Below are 16,986 nucleotides of genomic sequence, written 5' to 3'. Positions count from 1 at the left end.
CACGACCGCCCGGAGGCGTTCGCCCATGCCCAACTACCAGGCGGTGCTGTTCGACTTCTTCGGCACGCTGACCCGTTCGGTGCAGCGCGGCACCGCGCACCTCGGCACCGCCGAACTGCTCGGCTGTCCCAGCGAGACGTTGAGCGAGGTACTGAACCGCACCTACTACGAGCGCGCCACCGGACGGCTCGGCGACGCCGAGACAACCATGCGGTGGGTGTGCGCCCAGGCGGGCGTACACCCGAGTGACGGCGCCCTACGGGCGGCGGTGGTGTCCCGGCACCGCGCGATCCGCGCGGACACCCGGCTGCGCGCCGACGCGGTGCCGGTGCTGGCGGCGCTGCGCGGGCGCGGCGTCCGCACCGGAGTGATCAGCGACTGTACGCACGAACTGCCGGCCTTCCTGCCGCAACTCCCCGTCGCCCCCCTGCTCGACGTGCGGGTCTTCTCGGTGCAGGTCGGACGCTGCAAACCGGACGCCGCGCTCTACCTGACCGCCTGCCGTCGACTCGGGCTCGCGCCGGCGGACTGCCTGTACGTGGGTGACGGTGGCAGCCAGGAGTTGACCGGCGCCGAGCAGGCCGGCATGACCGCGGTCCGGCTGGCCGCGCCCGATCTGACCGAACACATGGTCTTCAACGCCGACCGCCAGTGGCGCGGCCCGACGCTCGGCACACTGCGTGAGGTGCTCGACCTCGTGGACGCCGGGGTCACTGCGGCCGCTGTCCGGGCGGGCTGACCCGCTCAGCGGCGACGGACCCGGTGCAGCCGGAACGGCTTGCGGGTGGCACGGACCGCCGGGGTCTCCCGGGGCGGCTCGGCCTGCGCGTCGGAGGGCAGTTCCGTGCCGGCCAGGGGCGTACCGGCCGGGGCGAGGCGGTTCAGGGCGCAACCGTCGGCGGCCCAGCGGGCCACCAGGTCGGCGGTCGGGCCGGGCGCGTTCAGGCGTTTGCCCGCCACCAGCGGCGCGGCGGTGTCCCACGCCTCGGTGCCCGGCACCAGCCGGGTCACCCGGGCCGGCCAGGTGACGATCCGCCCACCGTGGTCACCGCGCAGGGTGACCTGCGCCTCGGTCGCGTCGGCGAGGCCCGGCGCCTGCTGCTCGCCCGGCCCGCTCACCACCAGGAGCGCGCCCTCCAGCGGGGCGCACCAGAGCGCGAGTGCCGGCCCACCGGACACGCTGACCCAGGCCACCGCGGCCTTCTTCATCGCCTCGTCGACCAGCGGCGTGCCGCCGGCGGCGTCCTCGTCCGTCACACCCGCATCCTCCCGCATCGACGCCGCCGCTCAGCCCACGAACGGCGGTACGGCGATCTCACCCCGGGCCACCGGCATCACCTGGCCGGCGACGGTCGCGCCGACCGCCACGCCGTTCGCGGCGGTCACCGTGCAGGCCAGCGCGGACGGGCGGCCCATCTCCACACCCTGGCTCACCGAATAGTGCGACAACCCCTGCGCCGGCAACAGCCCGCTGGCCACCAGCCAGACGCCCAGCCCGAGAGCCGCCGAACCGGTCGCCGGGTCCTCCGGAACGCCGATCCCCGGCACGAAGACCCGGGTGTGCGCGGTTTGCGTGGCGGCGTCCCAGGAGAAGACGCTGACGTGCGCCACCCCCAACCGTTCCGCCGCCGCCGGGTTCACCCGTGCCCGGGCCACCGCGTCCGGGTGGACCGGCAGGTAGGGGAACTCCAACCCGCAGCCGGCCACCCGGGGGGCGGGCCCGTTCCGGTCGTGGTCGTCCGGGCCCAGCCCGGCGATCTCCAGCAGCGGCTCCGGATCCAACTCGGGGCCGAGAGTCGGGCTGCCCCCGGTGAGCGTCGCCCCGGACGCCGTCACCTCGAGCGGCAGCACACCCGCCCGACACTCCTGGGTGACCTGCCCCACACCGAACATCCCGCGCCGGCTCGCGGTGACCGCCGCGCCGACGCTCGGGTGCCCGGCGAACGGCAGCTCCTCGACCGGCGTGAAGATGCGGGCCCGGTAGGTGGCGCCGACCTGCGTCGGTGGCAGCACGAACACCGTCTCGGAGAGGTTGAACTCCAACGCCAGCGCCTGCATCTGCTCCGTGGCCAGCGCCTCGGCGCCGAAGACCACGGCCAGCGGGTTGCCGGCGAACGGGCGGTCGGTGAAGACGTCCACGATCTCGTAGGCCAAGGTCGACATGTTGATAAACACTAGGCGCTTAGGCTGGTGCCCGTGAGCACGCCGACCCGGGTCTACATCGCCCGCCTCGCCGGAGTCGCCGTCTTCGATCCGAACGGTGACCAGGTGGGCCGGGTCCGTGACGCCGTGGCCCGGCTGCGCGCGACCACCCGCCCGCCCGAGGTGGTGGGTCTGGTCGCCGAGATGCCGATGCGTCGGCGGATCTTCCTGTCCATCAACCGCATCACGTCGATCGACGCGGACGCGGTGGTGCTCGGCTCCGGCACGCTCAACCTGCGGCGCTTCGAGAAGCGCCCGAACGAGCTGTTGGTGCTTCAGGAACTGCTGGACCGGCGGGTACAGCTCGACCCGGGCGGCCAGCCCGGCGCGGTGGTGGACGTCGCCATGGAGTGCACCAGGGGTGGCGAGTGGTCGCTGACCCGGGTCGCGGTCCGCGAGCAGACCGGCCGGCTCAGCCGCCGCGGCCACCTGCACCAGGTCGAGTGGGACCGGGTACGCGGCCTCAGCGGCATCGCCGACAACCGGGGTACGGCGAACCTGCTCGCCGTCCTGGAGGACATGCGCCCCGCCGACCTGGCCAACGCCCTGCAGGACCTGCCCGACGCCCGGCGCAACGAGGTGGCCGCCGCGTTGAACGACGAGCGGCTGGCCGACGTGCTCAGCGAGCTGCCGGAGCACGACCAGGTGGAGATCCTCGCCGCGTTGGACCGGGAACGCGCCGCCGACGTGCTGGAGGAGATGGACCCGGACGACGCCGCCGACCTGCTCAACGAGCTACCCCCACCGGAGCAGGACGTGCTGCTGGACCTGATGGAGCCCGACGAGGCGGACCCGGTCCGCCAGCTGCTGAAGTACACCCCGGGTACGGCGGGCAGCGTGATGACCTCGGAGCCGGTCATCCTGCCGCCGGACGCCACCGTGGCCGAGGCGCTGGCCCGGATCAGGGAGCCGCAACTCTCCCCCGCTGTCGCCGCGCAGGTCTTCGTGACCCGGGCGCCGCAGAACACCCCGACCGGCCGCTACCTGGGCATGGTGCACTTCCAGGCGTTGCTGCGCGAGCCACCGGCCGACCTGCTGGGCAAGGTGGTGGTCAACGACATCGACCCGCTGCGTCCCACCACCCCCCTGCCGGAGATCACCCGCCGGATGGCCACCTACGACCTGGTCGCCATGCCGGTGATCGACCGGAACAGCCGGTTGGTCGGCGCGGTCACGGTCGACGACGTCCTGGATCACTCGTTGCCCCGGGACTGGCGTGACCGGGACGCCGTGAACGCCCCGGGCACCGCGGACGCGGTACTGGATGGCGACGGTGGCTGAGCAGCGGCGGACGGAGCGGCTCGACCAGCCCCGCGAGCCTCGGGGCATCACCCTCCCCCGCTTCGACGCGGAGGCGTTCGGCCGCTGGTCGGAGGGGATCGCCCGGGGCATGGGGACCGCGAACTTCATCGTCGTCATGACGGTGGTGATCGCGATCTGGTTCGGCTGGAACACCCTCGCCCCGGCCGAGCTGCGCTTCGACCCGTACACCTTCACGTTCCTGACGCTGGTGCTGTCGTTGCAGGCCAGCTACGCCGCGCCGCTGATCCTGCTGGCCCAGAACCGGCAGGCCGACCGGGACCGACTGGCGCTGGAGGAGGACCGGCGGCGGGCCACCGCCCAGAAGGCGGACACCGAGTACCTGGCCCGGGAGATCGCCGCGCTGCGGATCGCGCTCGGCGAGGTGGCCACCCGCGACTTCCTCCGCTCCGAACTGGCCCGGCTGGCCGAGGAGCTGGACGAGGCGGGGCAGCGCCGGCAACGCCTGGAGCGCCGGCAGCAGGATAAGGGCGGCCAACGGTCGAGCGGCGACCCGGGTTTGGACGAGCCACGCGACGAGCTGGACGACGACTACGCCCGCGACGCCCGGCCCGAGCGTTGACGAAGGCCCATCGTTTGGCTCACACCACCCTCGGCCAGCGGCCGGTCGGGATGCCCCGCGACGTAGCATTGCGGGCATGTCAGCACCCGTGAGCACCGTCGAGGACGCGATCCAGGCCGCCCTGGCCACCGTCAACGACCCGGAGATCCGCCGGCCCATCACCGAGCTGGGCATGGTCCGGTCCGCGACGATCGGCGCGGACGGCGTCGTCCGGGTCGAGCTGTTGCTCACCGTCGCCGGCTGCCCGCTCAAGGACAAGCTGCGTACCGACATCACCGCCGCGGTGGCGGCGGTGCCCGGGGTGACCGGCGTGGAGATCGACTTCGGCGTGATGAGCCCCGAGCAGCGGCAGTCGCTACAGGCGCAGTTGCGCGGCGGCGGTGCCAGCGAGGAGCCGGTCATCCCGTTCGCCCAGCCCGGCTCGCGCACCCGCGTGTACGCGGTGGCCAGCGGCAAGGGTGGCGTCGGCAAGTCCAGCGTGACGGTCAACCTGGCGGCGGCGCTCGCCGCCCGTGGGCTCTCCGTGGGCGTGGTGGACGCCGACATCTACGGCCACTCGGTGCCCCGCATGCTCGGCGCGGACGGCCGGCCGACCCGGGTCGAAGACATGATCATGCCGCCGCAGTCGCACGGCGTGAAGGTGATCTCGATCGGCATGTTCACCTCGGGCAACGCGGCCGTGGTGTGGCGCGGCCCGATGCTGCACCGGGCGCTCCAGCAGTTCCTCGCCGACGTCTACTGGGGCGACCTGGACGTGCTCCTGCTCGACCTGCCGCCGGGCACCGGTGACGTGGCGATCTCGCTGGCCCAGCTCCTGCCCAACTCGGAGATCCTGATCGTCACCACCCCGCAGACCGCCGCCGCCGAGGTGGCGGAGCGGGCCGGGGCGATCGCCCTGCAGACCCACCAGCGGGTGGTCGGCGTCATCGAGAACATGTCGTGGCTGGAACTGCCGGACGGTTCCCGGATGGAGGTCTTCGGCGCCGGAGGCGGCACGGCCGTCGCCGAGTCGCTGAGCCGGACGATCGGCGCGCAGGTGCCGCTGCTGGGACAGATCCCGCTGGACACCCGGGTCCGCGAGGCCGGCGACGCCGGTAACCCGATCGTGCTGGCCGAGCCGGAGTCGCCGGCCGCGCAGGCGCTCGGCGGCGTCGCCGACCGGCTCGCGCTGCGCCGTGAGTCGCTGCTCGGCAAGCCGCTGGGCCTCAAGCCCGCCGGGCGCTGAGCAGTACCCCACCACGACGACGCCCCGCCGGCCACTCAGGGCCTGCGGGGCGCGCTCGTTCAGGGTCGGGTCAGGTGGCGTCGTCGTAGCTGACTCGGGGCGCCGGCGTGACGGGCGTACCGGTGGCGGTGCCCGGTCGCGTCCCGTTCGACCGCAGGTCCGCGGCGTTGGCCACGTCCTTCAGGTCGTTGTGCACGCCGTTGACGTCCGCGCGCAGGTTGTCGTAGACGCCCTGGAGCGGCTTGCGGATCGCCGCCTCGTCCTCCTCGCTGAGGAGGTGCTTGCGGATGAAGGCCTTCGGGTGCAGATCTTCGAGCTGGATGTCGGTGCCCAGCTCACGACTGAGGTCGCCGGTGGCGTTACGGGCCATGTTCCGCAGGTTGCGGACCAGCCGCAGGCCGTCGTTGATCACGGCGGGCAGCCGGTCACCGAAGATCAGCAGCGCCAGGAGCAGCAGCGCACCGATCTCCCACCAGTTCAGGTTGTCGAGCATCCCGCGGGCCTCCTCTCGGCGTCAGCAGCAAGACTACGCACGTCGGGCCGCTTTCCGGCAGGGGGTGACCCGCTGTTCACTTCGCATCCGCGGCGAGGGTCACCGACGTGTTCCGTCGTGCCGTTCCCCGCCGGAACTCGACGGTCACCACCGACCCCGGGGCGAACTTGCGGACCAGGGCGATGAGGTCGATCGGGTCGGTCATCGGCCGGCCGTCGAGCTTCAGGATCACGTCACCCACCTTGAGCCCGGCCTCGGCCGCCGGACCGGAGGGCTCCACGGCGGCCAGTCGTACGCCGCCGCCCGCACCCGCGCCCGGTCCACCGACCTGGGCGCCGATGACCGTACGCCGGGCCTTGCCGGTGCCGATGATCTCCTGGGTGACCCGCTTGGCCTGGTTGATCGGGATGGCGAAGGCGAGACCGATGTTGCCGGCCTCCTGCCCCTCGGCCACCAGCGACTTGATGGTGGAGTTGACGCCGACCACCCGTCCGGCGCCGTCGACGAGCGGGCCGCCCGAGTTGCCGTGGTTGACGGCGGCGTCGGTCTGGATCGCCGCGTAGTAGCGCACCGGGCCGCCCGGCTCACCGGCCTGCATCGTCCGGTCCAGGGCGCTCACGATGCCGGCGGTGACCGTGTTGGCCAGCGACAGGGGCGAGCCCATGGCGAGGACCGGATCACCGACGGCCAGCGCGTCGGAGTCGCCGAACTCCACCGGCCGCAGGCCCGTCCGGTTCACCTTGATCACCGCGATGTCGGACTCCGGGTCCTGACCGACGACGGTCGCCGCCGCGGAACTGCCGTCGTTGAAGACCACCGAGGCCTTGCCGTTGCTGCCGGCCACCACGTGGTCGTTGGTGATGACGTGCCCGTCGGCGCTGGCGATGAACCCCGAGCCCTCGCTGGTCCCGCCGAGGCTGCTGACGCGGATGGTGACCACGCTGGGTAGGACGCGTTCGGCGACCCCGGCCAGCGACTCCGGCTTGCGCTGGGCCAGTGCCGGTGGGTCCGCGGCCTGGGCACCGAGCACCGTGCCGGCCGCGCCGCCACGCACCGCGAACGCGTAGCCCAGGGCACCGCCGAGGGTGCCGGCCAGCAGCGCGGTGATCACCGGAATGAGCAGCAGGTGCCGCAACGTCGGTCGGCCCGGCGCGTCCGGGTCGGTGACCGGCTCCGGCTCGGTGCCGGCGGGCACCACCGACGGCACCACGACCGCGGCGGGGGCCGCCGGGTCACGCCACGGGTCGCCGAGCGCGTCGGACCACCACGGCGACGGGCCGGGCGCGGTGGCGGGCGGCGGACCGGCGTACGCCGGAGGTCCGGCCACGGACGCGGTGTCGCCCGCCGAGGGCTCGGGCGCGGTGCCGCTCCCCGGCGCGGCCGGCGGCCCCACCGGCGGGACTCCTGCCCCCGCCGCGCGCGCCGGAGCCGGAGTCTCACCGTCCCGGCGCCATTCCCAGCCGTCGGTCACGTCGGTGCCTCCCAGTCCGTCCCCCGGATCCCGTACGGCGTCACCCGGCCACGCTTCAGCGCGGTCGAGGCTGACGGAATACCGCTTCCAGGATTGCACGGATGCGCGCGGTGGAGTCAGCGGTTGCCTCCGGTGATCGTGGAGGGACGGAGGCGCGGCTGCGCCTCGCGCCGGTCGCCTCTACGCTCACAGTGCCCACCCGCCCCTCGCACCACGCACCGCCCGGAGGTGCCCCATCGCCACGGTCGCCGGTCCCGGCAGTTCGACGACCCAGGCTCAGCAGTTCGCCGAGTCGTACGTGACCGAGGATCTCGTGCTGCGCACCGCCCGCAGCCTGGCCCGCGAGGTGGGCCTCGAGGCGGTCACGCCCGGAGCGGGGGCGGCGTTGCGGCTGCTGGCCGCCGCCGGGAACGCCCGCGCGGTCGTGGAGATCGGCACCGGTACGGGCGTGAGCGGCGTCTGGTTGCTGCGTGGCATGCGCGCCGACGGTGTGCTCACCACCATCGACGTGGAGGTGGAGCACCAGCGGATCGCCCGACGGATCTTCACCGAGGCGGGCTTTCCCGCCGGCCGTACCCGCATCATCACCGGGCGCGCGTCGGACGTGCTGCCCCGGCTGGCCGACGGGGCGTACGACCTCGTCTTCGTCGATGCCGAGGCGACCGGCTTCCACGCCTTCGTGGAGGCGGCGCTGCGGCTGCTCCGCCCGGGTGGCGTGCTCGCGCTGAACGGCATGCTGGCCGGTGGCCGGATCGGTGACCCGGCCGCCCGGGACGCGGAGACGGTGACCGTACGCGAAACGATCAAGGCGTTACGGGAGTCGGAGCACTGGATTCCCGCGCTGCTCCCGGTCGGCCATGGGGTTCTCGCCGCCGTGAAGTGCTGACGGGTCCTGGCCGCCGTACGCCGCTGACGGGTCCTGGCCGCCGTACGCCGCTGACGGTCAGTCGACGGCCGCCAGCCAGCGCAGCAGCGAGCGGACGCCCCAACCAGTGGCGCCGCGACTCAGTTCCGCGTGGTCGCCGTCCGCCCAGGACGGGGCGGACATGTCCAGGTGCAGCCAGCGGTCCCGCAGGTCGCCGGTGAACTCGCGCAGGTAGAGCGCGGCCGTCACCGATCCGGCGCCCTGGACGGGCGCGCTGTACAGGTCGGCGATCTCGCTGCCCAGGTACTCGACGTAGTCGCCGTGCAGCGGCATCCGCCAGGCCGCCTCGCCGGCCGCCTCGATCGCGTTCAGCACGTCGGCGGCCAGGTCGTCGTTCTCGCTGTAGAGGGCGGCGGTCCGCTTGCCCAGCGCCACGGCGTTCGCGCCGGTGAGGGTCGCGAGGTCGACGAGCAGGTCGGGCTTGAGCTGCTCGACGGCGTAGGCGAGCGCGTCGGCGAGGACCAGGCGGCCCTCGGCGTCGGAGTTGGTCGTCTCGCTGGTCGTCCCGCCGTAGTGCCGGATGACGTCGCCCGGACGGAACGCCGAGCCGCTGACCATGTTCTCGGCGAGCGGGGCCAGGGTGGTGACGCGGACCGGCAGGCGCAGCGCCGCCGCGCCGACGGTGGCGGCGACGACCGCCGCCGCGCCGGCCATGTCCTTGCGCATCAGCTTCATCGCGGGCACCGGCTTGATCGAGATGCCGCCGGTGTCGAAGGTGATGCCCTTGCCGATCAGCACCACGTGGGTACGCGCGTTCGTGGGATGCCAGTCCATCTCCAGCAGCCGTGGGCCGCTGGCCGAGCCGCCGCCCACGGCGAGGATTCCGCCGAAGCCCTCGGCGGCCAGCTCGGCCGGGCCCCGGACCGTCAGACGCAGGTCCGGCAGGTCGGCGGCGGCGACGGCCGCCTGGTCGGCGAACCACTGCGGGGTCTTCACCGACGAGGGCATGTTGGTCAGGTCGCGGGCGAGGCGGGTCATCGCCGCGGTGGTGCGCGCGGTGGCGAGGGCGTCCTCGTGGGCTTCCGGGTCGGTGAGCAGCAGGTCGATGCCGTCGAGCGCGGGCGGCTCGTCCGCGTCGGTGAGCCGGAACCGGTACGAGGCGAGCAACAGTCCCTCGACCAGCCCACGCACCGTGGCCGGGGTCACCCCGGCGGGCAGCGCGATAGTGATGTGTGTCTCATCTGACGCCGCGCGGACCAGGGCCGCGCCGGCCGTCCGCCACGCCGATTCCCCGCCGTCGCCGATACCGAGGAGCACCAGCCGGCCGGGGTCACGCCCGGGACGAAGCTGGGTGTTGATCTCGCCGGCCCGTCCGCTCAACCGGGCGGCCGGCACCAGCGCGGCCGCCTCCTCGGCGGTACCGCCCGGTGGCGTCACCGCGGTCGGCGCCAGCTCCGCCGAGGCGTCACCTCCCGCCGCCGGATCGGTGGGGCGCACGGGCAGGACGAGGACGTCGAGCCGCTCGGGCTCGGCGAGCGGACGGATGGCGAGCACGCGGAACCGCACCTCCAGGAAGTTTTCCCCCACATGGATCGGGCCACTGCCCGCCCACAGCGATGAAGACCCTGAGCCACCGGCGATCCCGGTGGCTCAGGGTCCAAGAAACGCTCCGACCGGCGTACGCCGTCCGGGTCGTCCCTCACTCAGCCGGCGGCTGCCTTCAACGCGTCACCGAGCGCGTTGGCCTCGTCGGGAGTCATCTCGACGACGAGCCGGCCACCGCCCTCCAGCGGGACCCGCATGACGATGCCCCGACCCTCCTTGGTGACTTCCAGCGGACCGTCGCCCGTCCGCGGCTTCATCGCCGCCATGTTGTCTCCCCTCAGACCTACACCAGGGTCGGTGGGTTGCCCCACAGCCACTTCGTCACGACCACCCGCAACGCTCACGGGGGTGTCGACAGACGATTTTCCCTGATGAACACCGCCGGACCCAAACCGGAGCAGCATTGATGTAACAGCATCTAGCTTATCTTGAGAAGGCCTGTCACAATGTGCGGTCATGCAGGCACGGTCGGCACTCTTCGACCTGTACGGCGACCACCTCCGGCCGAGGGGTGGCCGCGCACCGGTCGCCGCCCTGGTCAAGCTACTGGCGCCGTTGGGAATCGCGCCGCCCGCCGTTCGCACCGCCGTGTCCCGGATGGTGCGTCAAGGCTGGCTCGACCCGCTCCGGATGGCCTCCGGACCGGGATATTCGATCACACCAAAAGCCGCCCGACGACTCGACGAGGCGGCGGCCCGGATCTACCGGACCGGCCGGGTCACCTGGGACGGCCGGTTCGATCTGCTCGTCCTCGACGCCCCGGGCTCCCGGCGGGACCGGCAACGACTCGCCGCCACCCTCAGCTTCCTCGGCTACGGCACCCTCGACGAGCAGACGTGGGTCGCCACCCGCCCCGCCGAGGACGTCGACCTGCTGCTGGCCGAGGCCGGCATCCGGTTCGAGCGGTTCACCGCGTCGCACTTCTCCGGAACCCCCGGCGCGATGGGCGTCGTCCGTCGCGCCTGGGACCTGGCCGAGATCGGCCGCGCGTACGAGCGGTTCGTCGCCGACCAGCGCCCACTGCTGAGCGCGGTCACCGTGCGCAGCAGCGACGAGGAGGCGTACGCGGCCCGGTTCCGGCTGGTGCACGCGTGGCGTACCTTCCTGTTCCGGGACCCGCAGCTGCCCCCGGCGCTGCTGCCCGAGCGCTGGCCCGGCACCGCCGCGGCCAGTTTCTTCGACCGGCACGCGGCCCGCCTGCGTCCGGCCGCCGACCGGTACGTCGAGCAGTGCCTCGACGCCGGCAACCGCATCGTTCGACAGAAGGGTCGTTAGACACGTGACCGAGCCGTTGCTCGTCGACCGGACCGACGCCGTCGTCACCCTCACGCTCAACCGGCCGCAGGCGATGAACGCGCTCGACGTCGCGTTGAAGGAGGCGCTCCGGGACACCCTGGCGGAGCTGGAGACCGACCGGTCCTGCCGGGCGGTCGTGCTCGCCGGGGCGGGCGGGTCGTTCAGCGCCGGGCAGGACCTGCGCGAGCACGTGTCGACCCTGGAGAACGGCTCGACGGACCCGCTGGGCACCGTCCGGGTGCACTACAACCCGATCGCCGCCCGGCTGGCCAACCTGCCCAAGCCGGTGGTGGCCGCGGTGCGCGGGATGGCCGCCGGGGCGGGCGCGTCGCTGGCCTTCCTGGCCGACATCCGAATCGGCGGGCCGAGCACCAGCTTCCTGATGGCCTTCGCCAAGGTCGGGTTGGCCGCCGACACCGGCGCGTCCTGGACGCTGCCTCGGCTGGTTGGCCACGCCAAGGCGGTGGAGCTGCTGATGCTGGCCGAGCCGGTCCGCGCTGAGGAGGCCTGCCGGCTCGGGCTGCTCACCCGGCTGACCGACGACGACGAGCAGGTGCTGCCGGCCGCGCAGGAACTGGCGGCCCGCCTCGCGGCCGGCCCCACCGTCGCGTACGGGGCGATCAAGCGGCAGCTCTCCATCGCCGATGCCGGCACGCTCGCCGACGCGCTCTCGGCCGAGGCGCAGGCCCAGGCGATCTGCGGCGCCACCGTCGACCACAAGGCGGCCACCCTCGCGTTCGTCGCGAAGCAGAAACCGGTCTTCGAGGGACACTGAACGCGATTCGCACCGCGTCTTTACCGTCCTCGTACGCGGGCCGCCTAGCGTCGGTCCCCATGAGCGATCGTGAAGCCGTGGCGCACCTGCTGCGCCGGGCCACCTTCGGGCCGACCGCCGACGAGGTGGACGCGGCCGAGCGGGCCGGCGCGGCGGCGACCCTGGACAAGCTGCTCACCCCGGGACGGGCCGACAAGGGTGCGGCGGCCACCCCACCGCCGGCCCTTCCCGCCGACCCGTACGCCGCACTGACCAAGGACTCCACCCGCGAGCAGCGGCAGCAGGCCAACGCCCAGCGCAAGGAGCAGCTTTCGCAGGTGACCCTCTGGTGGCTGGACCGAATGGTCGCCGCCGAGGACGGGCTGACCGAGAAGCTGCTCTTCTTCTGGCACGGGCACTGGGCGACGAGCGCCCAGAAGGTCAAGTCGGCGCGGATGATGCTCGGCCAGTTGGAGACGCTGCGCCGGCACGGGCGCGGACCCCTGGCCCCGCTGGTCGCCGCCATGGTGCGTGACCCGGCACTGATCCTCTGGCTGGACGGGCAGAAGAACACCCGTAAGGCGCCGAACGAGAACCTGGCACGCGAGCTGATGGAGCTCTTCACCCTCGGCATCGGCAGCTACACCGAGGCCGACGTGAAGGCCGGCGCGCGGGCGCTCACCGGCTGGACGGTCGACCGCCGGACCGGGACGGCCCGTTTCGAGGCCAAACGGCACGACCCCGGCGAGAAGACCATCCTCGGGCAGACCGGCCGCTTCGACGCCGAGGCGTACGCCGGACTGCTGACCGCCCAGCCGGCGGCGGCGACGTTCGTGGCCCGCCGGCTCTGGTTCCGCTACGCCGGCGCCGACGTCCCCGTGCCGGACGGCCTGGCGGGCGCGGACACCGTCGCCACCCTGCGGGCTCTGTTCTCGTCGCCGGCCTTCGCCCAGACCCGCGGCACCCTGGTCAAGCAGCCGGTGGAGTGGCTGGTCGGCGCGCTGCGACAGCTCGGCATTCGCCCCCGGACGATGCCTGAGCAGCAGCGCAAGCAGCTGCTGAGCGGGCTCAACGCGCTGGATCAGGTGCCGCTGCGACCGCCCAGCGTGGGTGGTTGGCCGGCCGGCGCGGCCTGGCTCACCACGTCGTCGTTGCAGGCCCGCATCCGACTGGCCGGGACGCTCGCCACCGCGACCAGCCCGACGGTGCTGGCCCGGCTGACCGCCGCGCCCGTCGCCGGCCGGGCCGACGCCCTGGCCCGGCTACTGGTGGTCGACGGCTGGGGCGCCCGTACCCGGGCCGCCCTCACCCCGCTGGCCGGCGAACCCCGCAAGCTGCTGGCAGCCGGCCTGGTCAGTCCCGAGTACACCGTCAGCTGAGCGGAGGAGTCGAGAAGATGGACACCCTGACCCGACGCAGGTTCCTGCTCACCAGCGGGGTGGTCGGCGCGGGCGCGCTCGCCGCCGGTGCCGGCGCGTACGGCCTGCGCGACCTGCTGGACACCGCCGGAGACCGGGACCCGCAGTCGCAGACGCTGGTGCTGGTCACCCTCTACGGCGGTAACGACGGCCTGAACACCGTCATCCCGTACGGCGACCCGGCCTACCGGGCGGCACGCCCCGAGCTGGCGTACCCCGACGGCGAGGTGCGCCGCCTCGACGACGACTTCGCCCTCAACCCGGCGATGGCGGGGCTGCACCAGCGCTGGTCCACCGGCGGGCTGGCGATCGTGCGCGGGGTCGGCTACCCGAAGCCGGACCGCAGCCACTTCCGGTCGATGGACATCTGGCACACCGCGCAACCGGACCGGCCGGGCACCACGGGCTGGCTCGGTCGCTGGCTCGACCGGGCGGGTGGCGACCCCCGGCTGGCCGTCTCGTTCGAGCCGGCGCTGCCGCCCCTGCTGGCCGGGGAGCGCAGCGCGGGCGCGGCCGTACCGGTGACCGACCGCAAGGCCACCAAGGGTCTGCCCGCCCAGGCGTTGGAGGCGTTCGCCGCCGCCGAGGCGGGCGAGTCACCGGCCCGCGCCCGGGCCGCCGCCTGCTTCGCTGACATGCGCTCGGTGGACGACATGATCCGCGAGGTCCGCGACTCAGCCGACCCGGACACGACGGACCCGGACGGCGACCAGGCGCCCGCGACCGCCACCGGCGGGGCCCGTACGCCGCTGGACGCGCAACTGGACCTGGTGGCGCAGTGTGTGGAGGCCGGGGTGTCCACCCGGGTCTTCTCGGTCTCGCTGGGCGGCTTCGACACGCACGCCGACGAGAAGCAGTTGCAGGCCGTCCTGCTGGGCCAGCTCGACCGGGCGTTGACCGGGTTCGCCGACCGGATGAGCCGCACCGAGGCGGGCCGCAAGGTGGTGGTGGCCGTCTACTCCGAGTTCGGCCGTCGGGTCCGGGCGAACGCCTCCGACGGCACCGACCATGGCACCGCCTCGGACATGCTGCTGCTCGGCGCGGGGGTGCGCGGCGGCTGGCACGGGGACGCGCCCAGCCTCACCGACCTGGACGACGGGGACCTGAAGTACACCACCGACTTCCGGGACGTCTATGCCACGCTGCTGGAACGGGTGCTGGACACCGACCCGGGCCCGGTGCTCGCCGACTGGCGGGGACGCCTCGACAAACTGTTCTAGTCGTCCTCTTCCGGGTCCTGGTTGGCCTCCGCGCCGAGCACGAACGCCTGCATGGCCAGTTCGTCACCGGACGGTGAGACGAACGCGGGCAGCTCACGCGGCCCCAGCTCCTGCACGTACGACCAGAAGAGGCGTACCGCCTCGGCCGGCGTGCCGGCCTCGATCGGCAGGTCCAGGCTGACCAGCCAGGTGCGCCGCGCCGGGGGCGGACCGAGCTGGTCGGCCAACGCCCGGAAGGTCGCCGGGTCCAACGCGGTGAGGGGCCCGTCGAGGGTGAGCAGGTCGGCCGGCACCGGCTCGTCGAAGGCCCGCCGGGTGTACGTCACGACGAGCGTCTCCGGCTCGACCGGGGACTGCGGGTCGTCCGGGTCCTCCCGGTGCCGCTGCGCCGGGGCGCTGACCCGGCCCAGGGCCACCAGGCGCGGCGGGGCGTCGGCCAGCACCGCCACCCGGTCACCGGGCGCCGGCCGGCCGACGTCGGTCAGGCCGGTCAGCCGCAGCGCGTCGTGGTGCACGAGCCGCTCGGCCTCGTAACGCTCGGCGGGCAGCAGCACCGCCCAGGTGCCCGGCCCGTCTGCCTGGCCGGCCCCGTCGGCCCGGTACGCGGTCTCGGTCGTCATGCCTGCCATCCCATCACGTCGACCGTCAGCGGGTGACGTGACAGCCGACGATGTGATCGTCGACCATCCCGGTGGCCTGCATGAGGGCGTACGCGGTGGTGGGACCCACGAACCGGAAGCCGCGCTTCTTGAGCGCCTTGGCCATCGCCGTCGACTCGGCGGTGATCGGCGCCAGCTCGGCGAACGAGGCGGGACGGGCCGGCCGCCGCTCCGGCGCGAACGACCAGAGCAGCGCGGACAGCCCGTCGGGCAGTTCGAGGGCGGCGCGGGCGTTGGCGATCGCCGCCTCGATCTTGGCCCGGTTCCGGACGATGCCGGCGTCGGCGAGCAGCCGGGTCACGTCGCTGTCGTCGTAGCCGGCGACGGTGGGGATGTGGAACTCGTCGAAGGCGAGCCGGAACGCCGGCCGCTTGCGCAGGATGGTCAGCCACGACAGGCCGGACTGGAACGCCTCCAGGGTCATCCGCTCGTAGAGCGCGTCGTCGCCGTGCAACGGCCGCCCCCACTCGGTGTCGTGGTAGACGGCGTAGTCGGGGGTGCTCGCCCCCCAGGCGCAGCGGGCCAGCCCGTCCGCGCCGATCACCAGGTCACTCACGTCGCACACGCTAGGCCATCGCACCGACAGCCGGGCTCAGCCGGGCGACAACGCCGTCAGGGCAGTCGGCCCTGCTCGACCAGGCGCGCGAACCTCTTCAATGCCTGGGTGAGGCCCAGCTTGGAACCGGGCCAGAGCACCGGCCACGCCAGCCGTCCGGCCCGGCCACCGGGCAGGTGGAACCACTCGTGCCAGACGACCTGGGTGCGGGCCTGGCCGAGTTCGGTGCAGCGCAGCACGCCGGGGCCGCGCAGCACCTGGCCGTGGTGCACCACGCCGATCTCGTACGGCTCGTCCACCCGGACCACCAGCATCTCGTCGCGTAGCGTCGCCCGGCCGAGCGCGGTCACCGCCTCGATCCGGCTGCCCTCGCGCCCGTCACCCTCGACGACCCGGACCTGGGTGAACGGGATCCAGTCCGACTGCCGTTCCCAGGCGAGCAGCGCGGCGAAGACCCGGGCCGCCGGCGCGTTGACGATGACCGTGGCGGTCACCTCACCGGCGCCGGGTTGGGCCGCCTCCCGGAGGGCGTCGGCGCCCTCCGGGCCGGTCACGCCGACTCCGACCGGACCGCCGCGCCCTGCTGTCCGACACCCCGGGTCGCCTCGGTCGCGGCGTCGTCGGCGGGCGTACCGACGCCCGCGTCGTCGGTGGCCGGCGCGACGCCGTCGGCGTCCGACGGCGAGGAGGTGGCGGCCGGAAGCGAGCCGGCACCGACCGGAGCCGTCTCGTCGTCGGTGGCCGGCGCTCCGTCGTCGGTGGCCGGAGCCACGCCGTCGGCGTCCGACGGCGAGGAGGTGGCGGCCGGAAGAGAGCCGCCACCGATCGAAGCGGCCTCGTCGTCGGACGGGGTGGTCGCGTCGACGTCGGCGGCGGTCTTCGAGGCGGCAGCCTGCTCCCGCGCCCGGCGCAGCGCGTCCGCGTCGTCGGTCCGGCCCTCGCGCAGTGCGATGACCTCCGCCTCCAACACGCCGATCAGTTCGGACTTGTAGCCGATGTCGTAGGCGGCGCGCCGCATCGCCTGGTCGACCTGGGCCATCCGGTAGCCCCGCAGACCCGTGTCGAAGCGGACCGCGCCCACGTCGGATTCGCGCAGCGGCCGGGTGCCCGGCAGCGGCACGGCCTGCGAATCCGGCTCTGTCGGAGCGAGACCGGGATCGCGCCCGCCGACCAGCACCGTCACGCCGAAAACCACCGCCGCGACGGTCAACGCCACGACCAGGAGGAGCAGAAGCTGACCCATGCACTGATCGTGGCACGACAGCCGGCTGGTAGCGACCCCACCACCCCGATCAGCCATCGACGCCCACGCCCGCCCGGCGGGCACCGCCACGGACCGG

Annotated in this window: 19 protein-coding genes; 9 read left to right on the top strand and 10 right to left on the bottom strand. The window is 73.5% G+C overall.

Annotation, left to right across the window (positions count from 1 at the left end):
- Positions 1–25 precede the first annotated feature (25 nt).
- Entirely contained in the window at positions 26–739 is a 714-nt protein-coding gene (locus ACN263_RS02230; protein WP_422738167.1) for an HAD family hydrolase, read from the top strand.
- A gap of 5 nt (positions 740–744) precedes the next feature.
- Here the strand turns inward: ACN263_RS02230 and ACN263_RS02225 are convergent, their stop codons facing one another.
- Together ACN263_RS02225 and ACN263_RS02220 are read right to left on the bottom strand one after the other, a co-directional pair.
- A complete protein-coding gene (locus ACN263_RS02225) occupies positions 745–1,275 on the bottom strand; it encodes a hypothetical protein (protein ID WP_422738166.1) in 531 nt (176 codons plus the stop codon).
- Positions 1,276–1,287: 12 nt separating this feature from the next.
- Positions 1,288–2,163, bottom strand: coding sequence for a PhzF family phenazine biosynthesis protein (locus ACN263_RS02220; protein ID WP_422738165.1), 876 nt, complete (start codon positions 2,161–2,163; stop codon positions 1,288–1,290).
- A 33-nt stretch (positions 2,164–2,196) separates the two neighbouring features.
- On the opposite strand from ACN263_RS02220, the gene ACN263_RS02215 reads away from it, so the two are divergent.
- From ACN263_RS02215 to ACN263_RS02205, 3 genes are all read left to right on the top strand, one after another.
- The gene (locus ACN263_RS02215) at positions 2,197–3,483 is read left to right on the top strand and encodes a magnesium transporter MgtE N-terminal domain-containing protein (protein ID WP_422738164.1); all 1,287 of its coding nucleotides are present in this window, start codon (positions 2,197–2,199) and stop codon (positions 3,481–3,483) included.
- The gene (locus ACN263_RS02210; RefSeq protein ID WP_422738163.1) at positions 3,476–4,084 is read left to right on the top strand and encodes a DUF1003 domain-containing protein; all 609 of its coding nucleotides are present in this window, start codon (positions 3,476–3,478) and stop codon (positions 4,082–4,084) included. The genes ACN263_RS02215 and ACN263_RS02210 overlap by 8 nt, the downstream gene beginning before the upstream one ends.
- A gap of 76 nt (positions 4,085–4,160) precedes the next feature.
- On the top strand, positions 4,161–5,309 hold the full coding sequence (locus tag ACN263_RS02205; RefSeq protein WP_422738162.1) for an Mrp/NBP35 family ATP-binding protein: 1,149 nt from the start codon (positions 4,161–4,163) through the stop codon (positions 5,307–5,309).
- Between the two features lie 70 nt (positions 5,310–5,379).
- On the opposite strand, the gene ACN263_RS02200 is transcribed toward ACN263_RS02205, so the two are convergent.
- Both ACN263_RS02200 and ACN263_RS02195 read right to left on the bottom strand, forming a co-directional pair.
- On the bottom strand, positions 5,380–5,802 hold the full coding sequence (locus tag ACN263_RS02200; RefSeq protein WP_422738161.1) for a preprotein translocase subunit TatB: 423 nt from the start codon (positions 5,800–5,802) through the stop codon (positions 5,380–5,382).
- Between the two features lie 76 nt (positions 5,803–5,878).
- Positions 5,879–7,273, bottom strand: a complete 1,395-nt coding sequence (locus tag ACN263_RS02195) for a S1C family serine protease (RefSeq protein WP_422738160.1) — start codon at positions 7,271–7,273, stop codon at positions 5,879–5,881.
- 298 nt (positions 7,274–7,571) lie between these two features.
- Here ACN263_RS02195 and ACN263_RS02190 point away from each other — a divergent pair, with 298 nt between their 5' ends.
- Positions 7,572–8,159 carry an O-methyltransferase gene (locus ACN263_RS02190; protein ID WP_422738159.1) on the top strand — a complete coding sequence of 196 codons (588 nt, stop codon included), beginning with the start codon at positions 7,572–7,574 and terminating at the stop codon, positions 8,157–8,159.
- Positions 8,160–8,216: 57 nt separating this feature from the next.
- Here ACN263_RS02190 and ACN263_RS02185 read toward each other — a convergent pair whose 3' ends face one another.
- Positions 8,217–9,692 (bottom strand): leucyl aminopeptidase family protein, encoded by a 1,476-nt coding sequence (locus tag ACN263_RS02185; protein ID WP_422738158.1) that lies wholly within the window; start codon positions 9,690–9,692, stop codon positions 8,217–8,219.
- A gap of 149 nt (positions 9,693–9,841) precedes the next feature.
- Entirely contained in the window at positions 9,842–10,009 is a 168-nt protein-coding gene (locus ACN263_RS02180) for a DUF3117 domain-containing protein (RefSeq protein WP_007455245.1), read from the bottom strand.
- Positions 10,010–10,199: 190 nt separating this feature from the next.
- Between ACN263_RS02180 and ACN263_RS02175 the strand changes: the two genes are divergently transcribed.
- Genes ACN263_RS02175 through ACN263_RS02160 form a run of 4 tightly spaced genes read left to right on the top strand, consistent with a single transcriptional unit; the run spans position 10,200 to position 14,431 of the window.
- A complete protein-coding gene (locus tag ACN263_RS02175; RefSeq protein ID WP_422738157.1) occupies positions 10,200–11,018 on the top strand; it encodes a PaaX family transcriptional regulator C-terminal domain-containing protein in 819 nt (272 codons plus the stop codon).
- Positions 11,019–11,022: 4 nt separating this feature from the next.
- Positions 11,023–11,814 carry an enoyl-CoA hydratase-related protein gene (locus ACN263_RS02170; RefSeq protein ID WP_422738156.1) on the top strand — a complete coding sequence of 264 codons (792 nt, stop codon included), beginning with the start codon at positions 11,023–11,025 and terminating at the stop codon, positions 11,812–11,814.
- Between the two features lie 59 nt (positions 11,815–11,873).
- Positions 11,874–13,172, top strand: coding sequence for a DUF1800 domain-containing protein (locus ACN263_RS02165; protein ID WP_422738155.1), 1,299 nt, complete (start codon positions 11,874–11,876; stop codon positions 13,170–13,172).
- 17 nt (positions 13,173–13,189) lie between these two features.
- The gene (locus ACN263_RS02160; RefSeq protein ID WP_422738154.1) at positions 13,190–14,431 is read left to right on the top strand and encodes a DUF1501 domain-containing protein; all 1,242 of its coding nucleotides are present in this window, start codon (positions 13,190–13,192) and stop codon (positions 14,429–14,431) included.
- On the opposite strand, the gene ACN263_RS02155 is transcribed toward ACN263_RS02160, so the two are convergent.
- The 4 genes from ACN263_RS02155 to ACN263_RS02140 are packed head-to-tail and all read right to left on the bottom strand — an operon-like array spanning position 14,428 to position 16,889.
- The gene (locus ACN263_RS02155; protein WP_422738153.1) at positions 14,428–15,051 is read right to left on the bottom strand and encodes a hypothetical protein; all 624 of its coding nucleotides are present in this window, start codon (positions 15,049–15,051) and stop codon (positions 14,428–14,430) included. The genes ACN263_RS02160 and ACN263_RS02155 overlap by 4 nt on opposite strands.
- Before the next feature lie 25 nt (positions 15,052–15,076).
- Positions 15,077–15,646, bottom strand: coding sequence for a DNA-3-methyladenine glycosylase I (locus ACN263_RS02150; protein ID WP_422738152.1), 570 nt, complete (start codon positions 15,644–15,646; stop codon positions 15,077–15,079).
- A 56-nt stretch (positions 15,647–15,702) separates the two neighbouring features.
- Positions 15,703–16,200: an SRPBCC family protein gene (locus tag ACN263_RS02145; RefSeq protein WP_422738151.1), complete on the bottom strand. Its 498-nt coding sequence runs from the start codon at positions 16,198–16,200 to the stop codon at positions 15,703–15,705.
- Positions 16,197–16,889 carry a DivIVA domain-containing protein gene (locus ACN263_RS02140; RefSeq protein WP_422738150.1) on the bottom strand — a complete coding sequence of 231 codons (693 nt, stop codon included), beginning with the start codon at positions 16,887–16,889 and terminating at the stop codon, positions 16,197–16,199. The genes ACN263_RS02145 and ACN263_RS02140 overlap by 4 nt, the downstream gene beginning before the upstream one ends.
- Between the last annotated feature and the right edge of the window lie 97 nt (positions 16,890–16,986).

This window comes from Micromonospora sp. WMMD729, from assembly GCF_049315225.1.
Lineage (GTDB): Bacteria > Actinomycetota > Actinomycetes > Mycobacteriales > Micromonosporaceae > Micromonospora.
Note: the sequence above shows the minus strand (reverse complement) of the source record. Positions and strands in the feature narration are given on the sequence as shown.